This is a genomic window from Streptomyces sp. NPDC048001, from assembly GCF_043203115.1.
GTDB lineage: Bacteria > Actinomycetota > Actinomycetes > Streptomycetales > Streptomycetaceae > Streptomyces > Streptomyces sanyensis.
Genome location: NZ_JBIDBN010000017.1, coordinates 52,384 through 67,157 on the forward strand (window position 1 = coordinate 52,384; position 14,774 = coordinate 67,157).

Annotated in this window: 12 protein-coding genes; 10 read left to right on the plus strand and 2 right to left on the minus strand. The window is 74.0% G+C overall.

The window, feature by feature from the left end:
* The first annotated feature begins 7 nt into the window (after positions 1-7).
* From ACGF15_RS26780 to ACGF15_RS26805, 6 genes are all read left to right on the plus strand, one after another.
* Complete coding sequence (locus ACGF15_RS26780; RefSeq protein ID WP_360645054.1) at positions 8-955, plus strand: GNAT family N-acetyltransferase; 948 nt, start codon at positions 8-10, stop codon at positions 953-955.
* A gap of 68 nt (positions 956-1,023) precedes the next feature.
* Positions 1,024-2,649, plus strand: a complete 1,626-nt coding sequence (locus tag ACGF15_RS26785; protein WP_392802619.1) for an ABC transporter substrate-binding protein — start codon at positions 1,024-1,026, stop codon at positions 2,647-2,649.
* 233 nt (positions 2,650-2,882) lie between these two features.
* A complete protein-coding gene (locus ACGF15_RS26790) occupies positions 2,883-3,806 on the plus strand; it encodes an ABC transporter permease (RefSeq protein WP_345612735.1) in 924 nt (307 codons plus the stop codon).
* Positions 3,799-4,785 carry an ABC transporter permease gene (locus tag ACGF15_RS26795; protein WP_256524704.1) on the plus strand — a complete coding sequence of 329 codons (987 nt, stop codon included), beginning with the start codon at positions 3,799-3,801 and terminating at the stop codon, positions 4,783-4,785. Before ACGF15_RS26790 ends, ACGF15_RS26795 begins: the two co-directional genes overlap by 8 nt.
* Positions 4,786-4,797: 12 nt before the next feature.
* Complete coding sequence (locus ACGF15_RS26800; RefSeq protein WP_392802624.1) at positions 4,798-5,820, plus strand: ABC transporter ATP-binding protein; 1,023 nt, start codon at positions 4,798-4,800, stop codon at positions 5,818-5,820.
* Positions 5,813-6,967 carry an ABC transporter ATP-binding protein gene (locus ACGF15_RS26805; protein WP_392802627.1) on the plus strand — a complete coding sequence of 385 codons (1,155 nt, stop codon included), beginning with the start codon at positions 5,813-5,815 and terminating at the stop codon, positions 6,965-6,967. The genes ACGF15_RS26800 and ACGF15_RS26805 overlap by 8 nt, the downstream gene beginning before the upstream one ends.
* A 244-nt stretch (positions 6,968-7,211) precedes the next feature.
* On the opposite strand, the gene ACGF15_RS26810 is transcribed toward ACGF15_RS26805, so the two are convergent.
* On the minus strand, positions 7,212-9,368 hold the full coding sequence (locus ACGF15_RS26810; protein ID WP_392802630.1) for a prolyl oligopeptidase family serine peptidase: 2,157 nt from the start codon (positions 9,366-9,368) through the stop codon (positions 7,212-7,214).
* A 167-nt stretch (positions 9,369-9,535) separates the two neighbouring features.
* Between ACGF15_RS26810 and ACGF15_RS26815 the strand changes: the two genes are divergently transcribed.
* From ACGF15_RS26815 to ACGF15_RS26830, 4 genes are all read left to right on the plus strand, one after another.
* On the plus strand, positions 9,536-9,730 hold the full coding sequence (locus ACGF15_RS26815) for a hypothetical protein (RefSeq protein ID WP_256524700.1): 195 nt from the start codon (positions 9,536-9,538) through the stop codon (positions 9,728-9,730).
* 173 nt (positions 9,731-9,903) lie between these two features.
* A complete protein-coding gene (gene mshB, locus ACGF15_RS26820) occupies positions 9,904-10,872 on the plus strand; it encodes an N-acetyl-1-D-myo-inositol-2-amino-2-deoxy-alpha-D-glucopyranoside deacetylase (RefSeq protein WP_345612746.1) in 969 nt (322 codons plus the stop codon).
* On the plus strand, positions 10,869-11,270 hold the full coding sequence (locus tag ACGF15_RS26825; RefSeq protein WP_392802635.1) for a DUF6113 family protein: 402 nt from the start codon (positions 10,869-10,871) through the stop codon (positions 11,268-11,270). Before mshB ends, ACGF15_RS26825 begins: the two co-directional genes overlap by 4 nt.
* 377 nt (positions 11,271-11,647) lie before the next feature.
* Positions 11,648-13,678, plus strand: a complete 2,031-nt coding sequence (locus ACGF15_RS26830; RefSeq protein WP_392802638.1) for a hypothetical protein — start codon at positions 11,648-11,650, stop codon at positions 13,676-13,678.
* A gap of 109 nt (positions 13,679-13,787) precedes the next feature.
* Here the strand turns inward: ACGF15_RS26830 and ACGF15_RS26835 are convergent, their stop codons facing one another.
* On the minus strand, positions 13,788-14,639 hold the full coding sequence (locus ACGF15_RS26835) for a transglutaminase-like domain-containing protein (protein ID WP_362615763.1): 852 nt from the start codon (positions 14,637-14,639) through the stop codon (positions 13,788-13,790).
* Positions 14,640-14,774 lie beyond the last annotated feature (135 nt).

Here is a 14,774-nt window from a genome sequence, read left to right on the forward strand (position 1 = left end):
TGACCGCATGCCCCTTACCGTGCGCCCCGTGTCGCTCGCCGACGCACCCGCCGTCTGCGCCCTGATGAACGCCGTCGACCTCGTCGAGATCGGCCGCCCCGAGACCGACCAGCACACGGTCGAGGCCGATCTGCGCCACCCGGACACCGATCTCGACCGCGACACCTGGCTCGTCACCGACGGCCCCGGCGACCCGGTCGGCTACGCGGTCGTCTGGAACGACTCGGACGAGGGAGACATCGGCGTCGACCTGTACGCCCTGCCGGGCCGCGGGGACGTCACCGCCCTGCTGCTGCGTCTCGCCGAGGAGCGGGCGGCGGCCATGGCCTCCGGCGCCGCGCGCGCCGTCCTCCACCTGCACCTCAACGCCGAGCCGGCGCTCGACACCGGGCTGCTCGGGGAGCGGGGCTGGGACACCGTGCGCCGCCACCAGGTGATGACCCGGCCGCTGTCGGCCCGGGCGGACACCGCCCCCGCCCCGCTGCCGGGGCTCAGCCTGCGGGACTGCCGGGCCGAGGAGGACCGCCGCCGGGCCCACGCCCTGGTCGAGGAGACCTTCGCGGAGCACTTCGGCCACCACCCGCGCGGCTACACCTCCTGGCTGGACGACATCGACGGCGCGCGCCTGGACTGGTCGCTGGTCTGGATCGCCTCGACCGAGGCGGAGGGCGACGTGGCGGTCCTGCTCACCCGGGACGACCGCGAGGCCATGGGATGGATCCGCAACCTCGGCGTGCGCAAGGAGGTGCGCGGCCGGGGGATCGGCGGCCATCTGCTGCGCCACGCCTTCGGCGTCTACGCCGCCCGCGGCCGGGACCTCGTCGGTCTGGGCGTGGACACCTCCAACGAGACCCGTGCGCTCGCCCTCTACGAGGCCCACGGCATGGCCCTCCACTACGCCGTCGACACCTGGGAGCTCACTCTCCCGGCAGGGGCACCCACCCGGACGCCCTGAAAGTGCGTTAGGTCCCGCATGGGGTGATATTCGGTCCTAAGTCTTGCCGAGGACACGGGAGGAACCCCATGCGTGGACCCACGCGCGTCGGATGGGCCGCCTGCGCGGTCGCCGTCGCCCTCGCCGCCACGGGCTGCGGCGGCGGCGACGGCGGCGCGGGCGGCGAGGACGGGATCGTCACCTCCTCCTGGTCCGACCCGCAGAACCCCCTGGAACCCGCGAACACCAACGAGGTTCAGGGCGGCAAGGTCCTCGACATGATCTTCCGGGGGCTGAAGAAGTACGACCCGAAGACCGGCGCGGCCACCGACATGATGGCCGAGAGCATCGAGACCGACGACTCGGTCAACTTCACCGTCACGATCAAGGACGGCTGGACCTTCAGCAACGGCGAGAAGGTCACCGCGAAGTCCTACGTGGACGCCTGGAACTACGGCGCCGCCCTCCGCAACAACCAGAAGAACGCCTACTTCTTCGGCTACATCGACGGCTACGAGCAGGTCCACCCCGAGAGCGGCGAGCCCAGCGCCACCTCCCTGTCCGGGCTGAAGGTCGTGGACGACCTGACCTTCACCGTGAAGCTGACGCAGAAGTTCTCCACCTGGCCGGACACCCTCGGGTACTCGGCCTTCGCCCCGCTGCCGCAGTCCTTCTTCGACGACCACGACGCCTGGCTCGACCAGCCGGTCGGCAACGGCCCGTACACGCTCCAGTCCTACGACCGGGGGACGAAGGCCGAGCTGCGCCGCTGGGACGACTACCCGGGGCCGGACGGGGCGCAGAACGGCGGCATCGACCTGATGGTCTACACCGACAACAACACCGCCTACACGGACCTGATCGCGGGCAACCTGGACTTGGTCGACGACATCCCGGCCGCACAGCTGCGCAACGTCGGCAGCGACCTCGGCGACCGCTACATCAACACCCCCGCCGGTATCATCCAGACCCTCGCCTTCCCCTTCTACGACGACGCCTGGGACACCCCGGACGGCAACAAGGTCCGCACCGGCATCTCGCGGGCCATCAACCGGGAGCAGATCACCGAGACGATCTTCCAGAACACCCGCACCCCGGCGAAGGACTGGACCTCGCCGGTGCTCGGGGAGGACGGCGGCTTCGACGACACCCTCTGCGGCGACGCCTGCGAGTACGACCCGGCGGAGGCCAAGCGGCTGATCGAGGAGGGCGGCGGACTCCCCGGCGGCCAGATCAAGATCTCGTACAACACGGACACCGGCTCCCACAAGGACTGGGTCGACGCCGTCTGCAACTCCATCAACAACGCCCTCGGCAACGACCAGGCGTGCATCGGCAACCCGATCGGCACCTTCGCGGACTTCCGGAACCAGATCGGCGAGCAGCGGATGCCCGGTCCCTTCCGGGCCGGCTGGCAGATGGACTACCCGCTGATCCAGAACTTCCTCCAGCCGCTCTACTACACCAACGCCTCCTCCAACGACGGCAAGTGGAGCAACCAGCAGTTCGACGACCTCGTCGACCGGGCCAACGCGGAGAGCGACACCGCCACGGCGGTGGACACCTTCAAGCAGGCGGAGGAGGTCCTGCGCGACCAGATGGCCGCCGTCCCGCTCTGGTACCAGAACGGCAGCGCGGGCTACTCGGAACGCATCTCCAACGTGACCCTGAACCCCTTCAGCGTCCCGGTCTACAACGAGATCACGGTCAACTGACGGCGGAGCCCGTCCGGCCCGGCGACGCAGCGCGAGCGCCGGGCCGTCCCCGTTCCTCCCGGCCTCCCGGCCTCCCGGCCTCCCGGCCTCCCGGCCTCCCGGCCTCCCGGCCTCCCGGCCTCCCGGCCTCCCGGCCCCTCGGTCCCGACCCGTTCCTCCCGGCCCGCCTCCGCCCCGCCCCGACCCCGTCCCGCCCCGACCCCGCCTGTCCGCGACGATCCCCGGAGCACCTCATGGGACGTTATGTGATCCGGCGTCTGCTGCAGATGATCCCGGTCTTCTTCGGCACCACGCTGCTGATCTTCCTCATGGTCAACGTCATGGGCGACCCGGTCGCCGGCCTGTGCGGGGACCGGCAGTGCGACCCGGCGACGGCGGCCCAGCTGCGCAAGGAGTTCGGCCTCGACAAGCCCGTGTGGCAGCAATACCTGACCTACATGGGCAACGTCTTCACCGGCGACTTCGGCACCGCGTTCAACGGGCAGGAGGTCACCGAGCTGATGGCCGACGCCTTCCCGGTCACCATCCGGCTGACCCTGGTGGCGATCTTCTTCGAGATCGTCATCGGCATCACCCTCGGCGTGGTCACCGGGCTGCGCCGCGGTCGCCCGGTCGACACCGGGGTGCTCGTGCTGACGCTGGTGGTCATCGCGGTGCCGACCTTCGTCACCGGCCTGCTCGTCCAGCTGCTCCTCGGCATCAAGTGGGGGTGGATCGACCCCTCGGTGTCCTCGGCCGCCCCGCTCGACGAGCTGATCGTGCCCGGCCTCGTCCTCGCCTCCGTCTCCCTCGCCTACGTCACCCGGCTCACCCGGACGTCCATCGCGGAGAACCTGCGCGCCGACTACGTGCGCACCGCCAAGGCCAAGGGGCTGCCGCGCGGGCGGGTCATCCGCCGTCACCTGCTGCGCAACTCGCTCATCCCCGTCGTCACCTTCATCGGCACCGACATCGGCGCGCTGATGGGCGGCGCGATCGTCACCGAGCGGATCTTCAACATCCACGGCGTCGGCTACCAGCTCTACCAGGGCATCCTGCGCCAGAACACCCAGACCGTCGTCGGCTTCGTCACCGTGCTCGTCATCGTCTTCCTCCTGGCGAACCTGCTGGTCGACCTCCTGTACGCCGTTCTCGACCCGAGGATCCGGTATGCCTGAGCAGCAGCCACCCTACGAGGACTCCGCGATCGCGCCCACGGGAGCCGGGGGCGCCACCGACCTCGCGATGAGCGAGGGCGAGACCCTGGAGAAGCCCCTGGGGGACAGCCCCTCCGAGGGCGGCCCCGCCGCGAAGCCGCGCAGCCTGTGGTCCGACGCCTGGCGCGACCTGCGACGCAACCCCGTCTTCATCGTCTCCTCCCTGGTGATCCTCTTCCTGGTCGTCATCTCCCTCTGGCCCTCGCTGATCGCCTCGGGCAACCCGCTCTCCTGCGACCTCGCCAAGGCCCAGCAGGGGTCCCAGCCCGGGCACCCCTTCGGCTTCAACGGCCAGGGGTGCGACGTCTACACCCGGGTCGTCTACGGGGCCCGCACCTCGGTCACCGTGGGCGTCTGCGCCACGCTCGGGGTCGGCATCCTGGGCTCCCTGTTCGGCTCGCTGGCCGGGTTCTTCGGGGGCCTGCCGGACTCGCTGCTGTCCCGGCTCACCGACATCTTCTTCGGCATCCCCGTGGTGCTCGGCGGCCTGGTCCTGCTCTCGGTCGTCGACTCCACCACCGTCTGGCCGGTGGTCGGCTTCATGGTGCTGCTCGGCTGGCCGCAGATCTCCCGCATCGCCCGCGGGTCCGTGATCACCGCCAAGCAGAACGACTACGTGCAGGCCGCCCGCGCGCTCGGCGCCTCCAACACCCGGATGCTGCTGCGGCACATCGCGCCCAACGCGATCGCCCCCGTGATCGTGGTCGCCACCATCGCGCTCGGCACCTACATCTCGCTGGAGGCGACGCTGTCCTACCTCGGCGCCGGGCTCAAGCCGCCCACCGTCTCCTGGGGCATCGACATCTCGTCCGCGTCCCCCTACATCCGCAACGCCCCGCACATGATGCTGTGGCCCGCCGGGGCCCTGGCGGTCACCGTCCTCGCGTTCATCATGCTCGGCGACGCGGTGCGCGACGCCCTCGACCCCAAGCTGCGATAGGCGGTGCCCACCATGTCCACCACGCCGTCCACCACGCCCGACCGCCCCGCCGCATCCGAGCCGCTGCTCGACGTGCGCGACCTGCACGTGGAGTTCCACACCCGCGACGGGGTCGCCAAGGCCGTGAACGGCGTCGACTACACCGTCTCCGCGGGGGAGACCCTCGCCGTCCTCGGCGAGTCCGGTTCCGGGAAGTCCGTCACCGCGCAGGCCGTCATGGGCATCCTCGACACCCCGCCCGGGCGGATCGCCGGCGGCGAGATCCTCTTCAAGGGCCGCGACCTGCTCACCCTCGGGGAGGACGAGCGCCGCCGCATCCGCGGCGCCGAGATGGCCATGATCTTCCAGGACGCGCTCTCCTCCCTGAACCCCGTCCTCACGGTCGGCGACCAGCTCGGCGAGATGTTCACCGTCCACCAGGGCCTGTCGCGCAAGGACGCGCGGGCCAAGGCGGTCGAGCTGATGGACCGGGTCCGCATCCCGGCCGCCCGCGAACGCGTCGGGCAGTACCCGCACCAGTTCTCCGGCGGGATGCGCCAGCGCATCATGATCGCCATGGCCCTCTCGCTGGAGCCGGACCTGATCATCGCCGACGAGCCCACCACGGCGCTCGACGTCACCGTCCAGGCCCAGGTCATGGACCTGCTCGCGGAGCTCCAGCGGGAACTCGACATGGGCCTCATCCTGATCACCCACGACCTCGGCGTGGTGGCCGACGTGGCCGACAAGATCGCCGTGATGTACGCGGGCCGGATCGTCGAGTCCGCACCCGTCCACGACATCTACAAGGCTCCCGCCCACCCGTACACCCGGGGTCTGCTGGACTCCATCCCGCGCCTGGACCAGAAGGGCCGGGAGCTGTACGCGATCAAGGGCCTGCCGCCCAACCTGCTGGCCATCCCGCCCGGCTGCGCCTTCAACCCCCGCTGCCCCATGGCCCAGGAGGTCTGCCGCCGGGACGTCCCGCCGCTCTACACCGTCGACGAGGACCGCCGCAGCGCGTGCCACTTCTGGGAGGAGACCCTGCATGGCTGAAGCGATCCTCGAAGTGCGCGGCCTGGTCAAGCACTACCCGCTGACCAAGGGCATCCTGTTCAGGAAGCAGATCGGCGCGGTCAAGGCCGTGGACGGCGTGGACCTGGACCTGACGGCCGGCGAGACCCTGGGGATCGTGGGCGAGTCCGGCTGCGGCAAGTCCACCCTCGCCAGGATGCTCGTCCACCTGGAGCGCCCCACGGCCGGGGCGATCCGCTACAAGGGCGAGGACATCACCAGACTGTCCGGCAGGGCGCTCAAGGCCGTCCGCCGCAACATCCAGATGGTGTTCCAGGACCCCTACACCTCGCTCAACCCGCGGATGACGGTCGGCGACATCATCGGGGAGCCCTTCGAGATCCACCCCGAGGCCGCCCCCAAGGGCTCCCGGCGCTCCAGGGTGCAGGAGCTGCTGGACGTCGTCGGCCTCAACCCCGAGTACATCAACCGCTACCCGCACCAGTTCTCCGGCGGCCAGCGCCAGCGCATCGGCATCGCCCGCGGCCTCGCGCTCCAGCCCGAGATCATCGTGGCCGACGAGCCGGTCTCCGCGCTGGACGTCTCCGTGCAGGCCCAGGTGGTGAACCTGCTGGACGCCCTCCAGAGCGAGTTCTCGCTCTCCTACGTCTTCATCGCGCACGACCTGTCGATCGTCCGCCACATCTCCGACCGGGTCGGGGTGATGTACCTCGGACGGGTGGTGGAGATCGGCAAGGACGCCGAGATCTACGACCACCCGACCCACCCCTACACCCAGGCGCTGCTCTCCGCGGTGCCCGTGCCCGATCCGGAGGCCCGCGAGCACCGGGAGCGGATCATCCTCACCGGCGACGTCCCCTCGCCGACCGACATCCCCTCCGGCTGCCGCTTCCGCACCCGCTGCTGGAAGGCGCAGGAGCGCTGCGCGCAGGAGGTGCCGCTGCTGGCGGTGCCCGCGCACCTCACCGTCGTCCCGGGGCCCGTGCAGCACCCCTCGGCCTGCCACTTCGCCGAGGAGCGGCACGTGGTGCCGGGAGGGCAGGAGGAGCCGACGGGCGGCGGAACGGGCGGCACCGGGGCGAGCGGCGGACAGGCCGCGGAGGGCGGAGACAGCGGCGACGGCACGGAGGGCGGGACCGGACGCGGGGGAGGCCTCGCCCCGGGCTGAGGGTGCGCCGGGCGGGGCGTGAACACGCCGCGCCGGGCGGGGCGTTAACACGCAGGCAACCCCGGCGACCCGTCACCGATATACGGACACGCCACGCTGGACTGCGTACGGCCGTGCGGGTGCCGTCGTGCCGGCCGGGACGCGCCATGCGCCCCGGCCGGCGCAACCGCGGGCACCGCCGCCGGGCCGCCGCCGCCCCGTCGGGGCCCCCACCGGCGGCTCCCTGAGGCCCGGGCGGCCGTGCTCAGCCGAGCCCCAGGGACCGGCGAAGGAAGTCCACCTGCAGCAGCAGCAGGTTCTCCGCGATCTGCTCCTGCGGCGTCATATGGGTCACCCCGCTCAGCGGCAGCACCTCGTGCGGGCGCCCCGCCGAGAGCAGCGCCGAGGACAGCCGCAGGGCGTGGGCCACCACCACGTTGTCGTCGGCCAGCCCGTGCACGATCAGCATCGGCCGGTGCGGGGTCCCGGCCACCGTCAGACCCTCGTCACCGACCAGGGAGTTCGCGGCGTAGACGGCCGGTTCGGCCGCCGGGTCGCCCAGGTAGCGCTCGGTGTAGTGGGTGTCGTACAGCCTGAGGTCCGTCACCGGCGCCCCGACCACCGCCGCGTGGAACACGTCCGGGCGCCGCAGCACCGCCATGCCGGCCAGATAGCCGCCGAACGACCAGCCCCGGACCGCCACCCGCGCAAGGTCCAGCGGGAACTCCCCGGACAGCGCCCGGAGCGCCTCGACCTGGTCCTCCAGCGCGAGCCCGAAGTCGCCTCGGACGGCCTTCTCCCAGGCCGGTGAGCGCCCCGGTGTGCCGCGTCCGTCGGCGACCACCACCGCGAAGCCCTGGTCGGCGAACCACTGCGAGGTCAGATGGGCGTCGTGGGCGGCCAGCACCCGCTGGCCGTGGGGCCCGCCGTAGGGGTCCATCAGCACCGGCAGCGGCCCCTGCTCCGCGTCGTACCCGGACGGCAGCAGCACCGCGCAGGGGATGCGGCGGGGGCCCGCCTCGACCAGCCGGGGCCGGGCCGCCAGCACGGGGGTGTCCGCGTACGAGGCCACCTCCGCCACCGGCTCGCCGTCGCGCAGCACCCGCACCGCCGCGCCGGGCGAGTGGACCGACGAGGAGGCCAGCACCGTCACCCCGCCCGAGCGGACCGCCCGGTGCACCCCGGCCCCGCGCGAGACGCGCTCCACCCCGCGCGCACCGACCCGGTACACGTGGATCTCGCCGGTCTCCGCCTCCGCGGCCTCCTCGCCCGCCGAGGCGGACACCAGCACGTCGTCCTCCCCGATGTCGAGGACGGCGCGGACGTGCAGCCGCGCCCCCGTCAGCACCCGGTCGCCGACGGCCAGCACCCGCGCCCCGCCCTCGTCCGCGACGCGTACCAGGCGGCCCCCGCCGGCGCCCGTCGCACCGGGGGACTCCGGCGCCCAGGCCGGGACGCCGGGCAGCAGTTCCAGCCACGCCTCGTCCTCGTCCGCGTGGACGCACCGCGTGGCGCCCGTCTCCGGGTCGGCGGCCAGGTACAGCTGGCTGCGCTGGTCCCGGGACTGCACCAGGAGCAGCGGAGGTCCGGCCTGCGACCAGTGCACCCGGGCCAGGTAGGGGTAGCGGGCCCGGTCCCAGAGCACCTCGGTGCGCTCCCCGCCGAGGGAGAGCGAGAACAGCCGGACGTCGGCGTTCGGGGTGCCGGCGGCCGGGTAGGCCACCGGGGCCGGCTCCCGGTCCGGGTGCGCCGGGTCGCCGATCCACCAGCGCCGAACCCGCCGGTCGTCCACCCGCGCGACCAGCAGCCGGTCCGAGGCCGGGGACCACCAGAACCCGCGTGAGCGCCCCATCTCCTCGGCCGCGACGAACTCGGCGACCCCCCAGGCGACGCCCTCCTCCCCGGGCTCCACCAGCGCGCGGTCGCCCTCTCCCTCGGCGCCCACCACCCGCAGGGCGCCCCCCGAGGCGTAGGCGACCCGCCTCCCGTCCGGGGCGGGCCGGGGGTCCACCACGGGCCCCCGGCAGGGCAGTTCGCGCGCCGTACCCGCGCGGAGCTCCGCCGTGAACAGGCGCCCCGACAGGGCGAAGGCCGCCAACTCGACGGAGCCGTCCACCGCGTAGCCGACCACGCCCGCGCCCGCCTCCCGGCTGCGCTCCCGGCGCGCCCGCTCCTGCGCCGGCAGGTCCTCGTCCGCCCCGCCGAGCAGTTTCCGGGGGTCGGCCGCCACCCGCTCCCGCGGTGCCGGTCCGTCCAGGTCCAGGACATGGAGCAGACCGGTCCGGTCCGTCCCCGACGCCGATCTCAGGAACACCACCCGGGAGCCGTCCGGCGAGACGGTGAAGGCACGGGGGGCTCCCAGGGAGAACCGCTGCGTCCGCGCCGACTGACGCGGGAAGGAGAGCTGCTGCGTCGCTGTCATGCGGCGAACCTATGGCACCGGGCCTGGCCCGTGCGCCCCCATGTGCTGCCGTGCACCGATCGATGCGGAGGCACGGATAGTTATGATCCGTAGCGCAAGGTGGGTATGAACCCTCCGGCACAGGCAACTGGACCGTCCCTACCGACATTCTGTGGAGGTGAACCGCCGTGGCACTCTCGATTTCGGCGGTGGTGCTGCTGGCGATCGTCGTCTTCCTGCTGATCCGGAAGTCCGGGTTGAAGGGCGGGCATGCGGCGGTCTGCGTGTTGCTCGGGTTCTACCTCGCCAGCTCCTCGATCGCCCCGACGCTCAACGAGCTGACCTCGAACGTGGCCGGGATGATCGGAGGGCTCAAGTTCTGAGGCCCGGCCCGCGGTTCGCCGGGGGGCGGACCGCGGACCGCTGAGCGCCCCCGCCGGGGCGGGCCCGTCCGCGTCCGCGGCCGGACGGCGCGCGGCGGCCGCCGCCCGACCCGCCGGACGGTCCCCGGCGCTCCGGGCCCTTTCGTGTGCCCCGGCGCTCTACGCTGTGCCGTATGAAGGATCTCCCCGTCCGCCGTCTGCTGCTGGTGCACGCCCACCCCGACGACGAGTCGATCAACAACGGCGCCACGATGGCGCTGTACGCGGCAGCCGGTGCCCATGTCACGCTGGTGACCTGCACGCTCGGCGAGGAGGGCGAGGTCATCCCGCCCGGGCTCGCCCACCTCGCCCCCGACCGTGAGGACCGCCTCGGTCCCCACCGGGTGGGCGAACTGGCGGCAGCCATGAAGGAGCTGGGCGTCGGCGACCACCGCTTCCTCGGCGGCCGGGGCCGGTACCGCGACTCCGGGATGATGGGCGTCGAGCAGAACCACCGCGAGGGCGCCTTCTGGAACACCGACGTCGACGAGGCCGCGGCCCACCTGGTGGAGGTGATCCGCTCGGTCCGGCCGCAGGTGCTGGTCACCTACGACCCGGACGGGGGCTACGGGCACCCCGACCACATCCAGGCGCACCGGGTCGCGATGCGGGCCGCGGACCTGGCCGGCGAGCGCGCCTACCGGCGGGACCTGGGCGAACCGCACACCATCGCCAAGATCTACTGGAACCGGGTGCCGCGGTCGGTGGCCGAGGAGGGCTTCGACCGGCTCCGGGCCGCCGGGACGCGGCCGTTCCCCGCCGTCGGCTCCCCGGACGACGTCCCCGGAGTGGTCGACGACGCGCGCGTCACCACCGAGATCGACGGTTCGGCGTACGCCGACCGCAAGGCCGCGGCGATGAGGGCGCACGCCACCCAGATCGCCGTGGAAGGGCCCTTCTTCGCGCTCTCCAACGACCTGGGCCAGCCGCTGTTCACCACCGAGTACTACGAGTTGGCCGTCGGCACCCCCGGCGAGGGGCACGGCGGCCGCGAGCGCGACCTCTTCGCGGGGATCCCCCTCCCGGACGGGGGCACCGTGCCCCGTCCGGCGGGGGAGGCCGTCCACGGCGCGGCCCGTGGCGCCGCCGGAGGTGCGGCATGAGCGGGCAGCACCTCCCGGGTGTCTTCCCCGGCGGGCGGCCGAGCCCGGGGCGTATCGCGGCCTACGCCGGACTGCTCCTGCTCGGGGCGGTCGTCGGCCTGGCCGGCTCGCTGCTCCAAGCCGCCTGGTTCCCGGGCGGCTTGGTCCTCTCCCTGCTGGGCACCGCGGCCCTCTTCGCCGGCGCCCGCGAGGCCACCGGTACGCAACTGGGTGTGGTCTGGCCGACGGTCGGCTGGCTGCTCGCGATCGTCCTGCTGAGCACCGGACGGCCGGAGGGGGACGCCCTGTTCGCCTCCGGTATCGGGCCGATCGCCTTCATGCTGGGCGGGATGGCCGCCGCTGTGATCTGCGCCACTCTGTGGCGGTCCGGGCGCCGGGACGGCGGTACGGGCCGGTAGGGACCACCGGGCGGCAGACGCCCGGGGGCCCGCCCGCGGGGGCGCCGAACGGCGCGCGGGCGGGCAAGTGCGGTGCCCGGCCCCGCCGGTGGGCCGTCCGCGCGCCGGGCCGGCGATGTCCACGGCTTCCGCACACCGCCGCCGCACCCCCGCTGCACCCCGCGTGCGCGCAGCGCCTAGGGTGAGGCGGTCAACGGGCGGGGGAGCCCGTGAACCGGCCGTGCGCACACGGTCCGCCGGGCACGGACGGGTGCCGCTTGACGCGGCCCCGGGGTGTCCGTCGGCGCCAAACAGTATGGTGGTGCGCGCCGCCGAGCCGCCCGCAGCAGCAGCGTTCCAGTAAGAACGGGCGGCGGAGCCAACCGGGAGAACCTGCTTTGAGTCGTGAAACTGACAGTTCGTCCTCCGGCCCCCAGGGGGGCGGTGGAGCCGCGTACCCCTCGGGAACCCCGCCGTACGGTTCCCGCCAGTATCCGTCGCTGCATCCGCAGGACGAGCCGGACGACGCCCGGACCCCGGAGCGCCGCCCGGACGAGCCGAAGACCGAGACGACCCTGACGACCCGGATCCGGATCAACATCCCGGGGTCCCGGCCGATCCCGCCCGTCGTGATGCGCACGCCGATGAGCGACACCGACGGGGCGGGCCGCCCGGACGCGGGCGCGGGAGGCGACGGCGCCGCCGAGCGCACCGGCAGCACTCCGCGGCCCCCCGCCGAACAGGAGGCGCCCCGCCCCGCGGCGGCACCCCCGGGCGAGGAGAAGGCGGCGACCAGCGACTGGTTCGCGCCCCGCAAGCCCGCCGTGCCCGCGCAGCCCCCCGGGAGCGGTCCCGCGCCCGGGACCCCCTCCGGTCAGGAGACCGGACCGGAGGCCGCGCCGCGCTCCTCCCTCGCCGACCTCGCCGAGGGAGCCGGGACCCCCGGGCCCCCGGGCCTGCCCACCCGGCCGCTCAGCGGTACCGGCGCGGGCACGGGCGGCGCCCTGCGCGGCACCGGCCCCAACCCGCTGCTGGCCCAGGACGGCCCCGTCGTCGGCCCCGCGCCCACCCCGCCCCCGGGAGACCCCTTCGCCGGGGCGACGGGCCCCGCCGGCCCCACCTCGGGTCCGGCCACCGGGGAGCTGCAGTTCGCCCCCGGCGACCTCGGCCAGGGCCCCGGCGGTCCGGCGGGGCCGCCGGGCGTCTCCGACGACACCGCCGTGCTCACCCCGCAGCGCCCCGCGCCCGAGCCGCCCGGCGGCCAGGTCTCGGGCGACACGCTGAGCAGCGGCATCCCGGTCGTCCCCGGCGAGCGGCGCGCCCCCTTCCCGCCCGCGGGCCGGGACGCGGGCCCGCGCGGCACCGCGCCCGGCAGCGGGTTCCCCCAGGGCCCGGGCGCCGGGTTCCCCGCGGGACGCCCGGGCCCCGCGGCGACCGCACCGGAGCCCGAGCCCGAGAGCCGCCCGGCGCCCGCACCCGCCAGGAAGGGACGCTCCAAGCTGGTGCTCGCCGGAGCGGGCGTGATCGGGCTGCTCGCCGTCGCCTACGGCGCGGGGCTGCTCCTCAACCACTCGGACGTGCCGAAGAGCACCACGGTGCTCGGCGTGGACATCGGCGGCGGCACCCGCGAGGAGGCGGTCGCAACGCTCGACGCGGCGCTCGGGGAGCGGGCGACCGCCCCGATGCAGCTCGCCGTCGGGGACCAGAAGAGCGAACTGGCGCCGGACAAGGCCGGGCTGTCGCTGGACAGCCAGGCCACGGTCCGCGCGGCGGCCGGCAGCGACTACAACCCGGTCTCCGTGATCGGCTCCCTCTTCGGGGGCGAGCGGGTCGCGCAGCCGGTGATCCTCGTCGACGAGGAGAAGCTGAGCGTGGCCCTCGCCGACCTGGCCGGCTCCGCCGACTCCGCCTCCGAGGGGACGATCCGCTTCGAGACGGGACGCGCCGTGGCCGTGCCGGGCAAGCCCGGCGAGACCGTGGACGTCGCCCGGTCGATGGTCACCGTCAAGGACGCGTACCGCGCGCAGGTCGAGACGGGCAGCCCCAACGTGGTGACGCTGCCGCTCACCACCCGGGAGCCCGCCGTCACCCAGGCCGAGCTCGACCGGGCGATGAAGGAGTTCGCCGAGCCCGCGATGTCCGGCCTGATCACCATCCAGGCCGGGGGCAAGCAGATCCAGTTCGGCCCGGCCAGGTCCCTGCCGAGGATCCTGTCGATGAAGGCCGTCGACGGGAAGCTGGTCGAGCACTACGACAAGGCCGCCATCGAGGAGCTCCTGGAGGGCGTCTTCGACGGCATCATGATCACCAAGGGGGACGGCCGCCAGTACGAGGTCTCCGCCGACGACGTGGCCCAGGCCATGGGCCCCGCGCTGCGGGGCACGACCCCCGCCGAGCGGACCGCCGTCATCGAACTCGACCCCAGCTGACCGGCCCCGCCGCACACCCGGCCGCAGGCCCGGGCGGATTCCGCGCGAGCGGTCCGCCCGGGCCTGCGGCGCTCCCGGCACCGCCCGGCCCCGGCTCCCCTCCGGCCGGTCAGTTCAGCCGCGCCCGTGCACCGCGTGCCTGGCTCCTCAGGGCCTCGGCCGCGGCGGGCTCCACCGCGGCCACCACGTCCGCGTACGCCTCCATCTCCGCGGCGCCCTCGGTGAAGGAGCCCCGCTGCACCAGCAGCCGGGCCCGCTCGTAGCGCAGGCGCGCGGGGTGCGAGGGCAGCAGGAGCAGCAGGTCCAGCGCCCAGAGCGCCACGTCCGACCGCTCGGGGCGGGCCGAGGCCCAGGCGCGGACGTTGTTCAGGATCCGGGTGACGACCGCCCGCGGATCGGCGGGTTCCAGCATCTCCGGGGTGAGCGCCGTGCCGGTGCCGCCCGCGACCAGCAGCCCGGCGTCCTCGGGCGACAGCGTCCGGCCGGCCGCGAACGGGTCGGCGAGCACCTGCCCGTCCGCCTCCCCGAAGCCCACCACGAAATGGCCCGGCAGCGCGACGCCGTACACGGGCCACCCCGCCCGGCGGGCCACCTCCGTCCACACCACCGACAACAGGATCGGCAGGCCCCGCCGGCGCCGCAGCACCTCGTGGAGCAGCGAGGACTCCAGCCGCCGGTAGTCGGCCGGGACCCCGTGGAAGCCCTCCCGGCCGCCCAGCAACCCGCCCAGGGCCCGTGCCTGGGCGCCCGGTCCGCGCACCCCGTAGGGCAGCGCCCCGGACAGCCGGTCGAGTTCGATCTGGGCCGCGTCGATGCCCTCCTCGCCGAACTCCTCGTCGGCCTCCGTGCCGATGAGCAGGCACAGCAGCGCCAGATCCGGCCGGTCCGCCCGGGCCTCCTCGGCGAACCGGCGCCGCCAGGGACTCCCTGCCCGGTCCTCGTGCGCGCGGTGGTGGTGCATATGGCTGTCGTACCCCGTCCAGGACTCGTCCGACCGGCGGCGCCCGCGCGCCGCTCGCGGCCGTGCGCACAGGGGCCCGAGGCCCCCGCCGGCCGCCGCGGTGCGCCCATTGTCCCTCCGGCCGCGCCCCCGGGG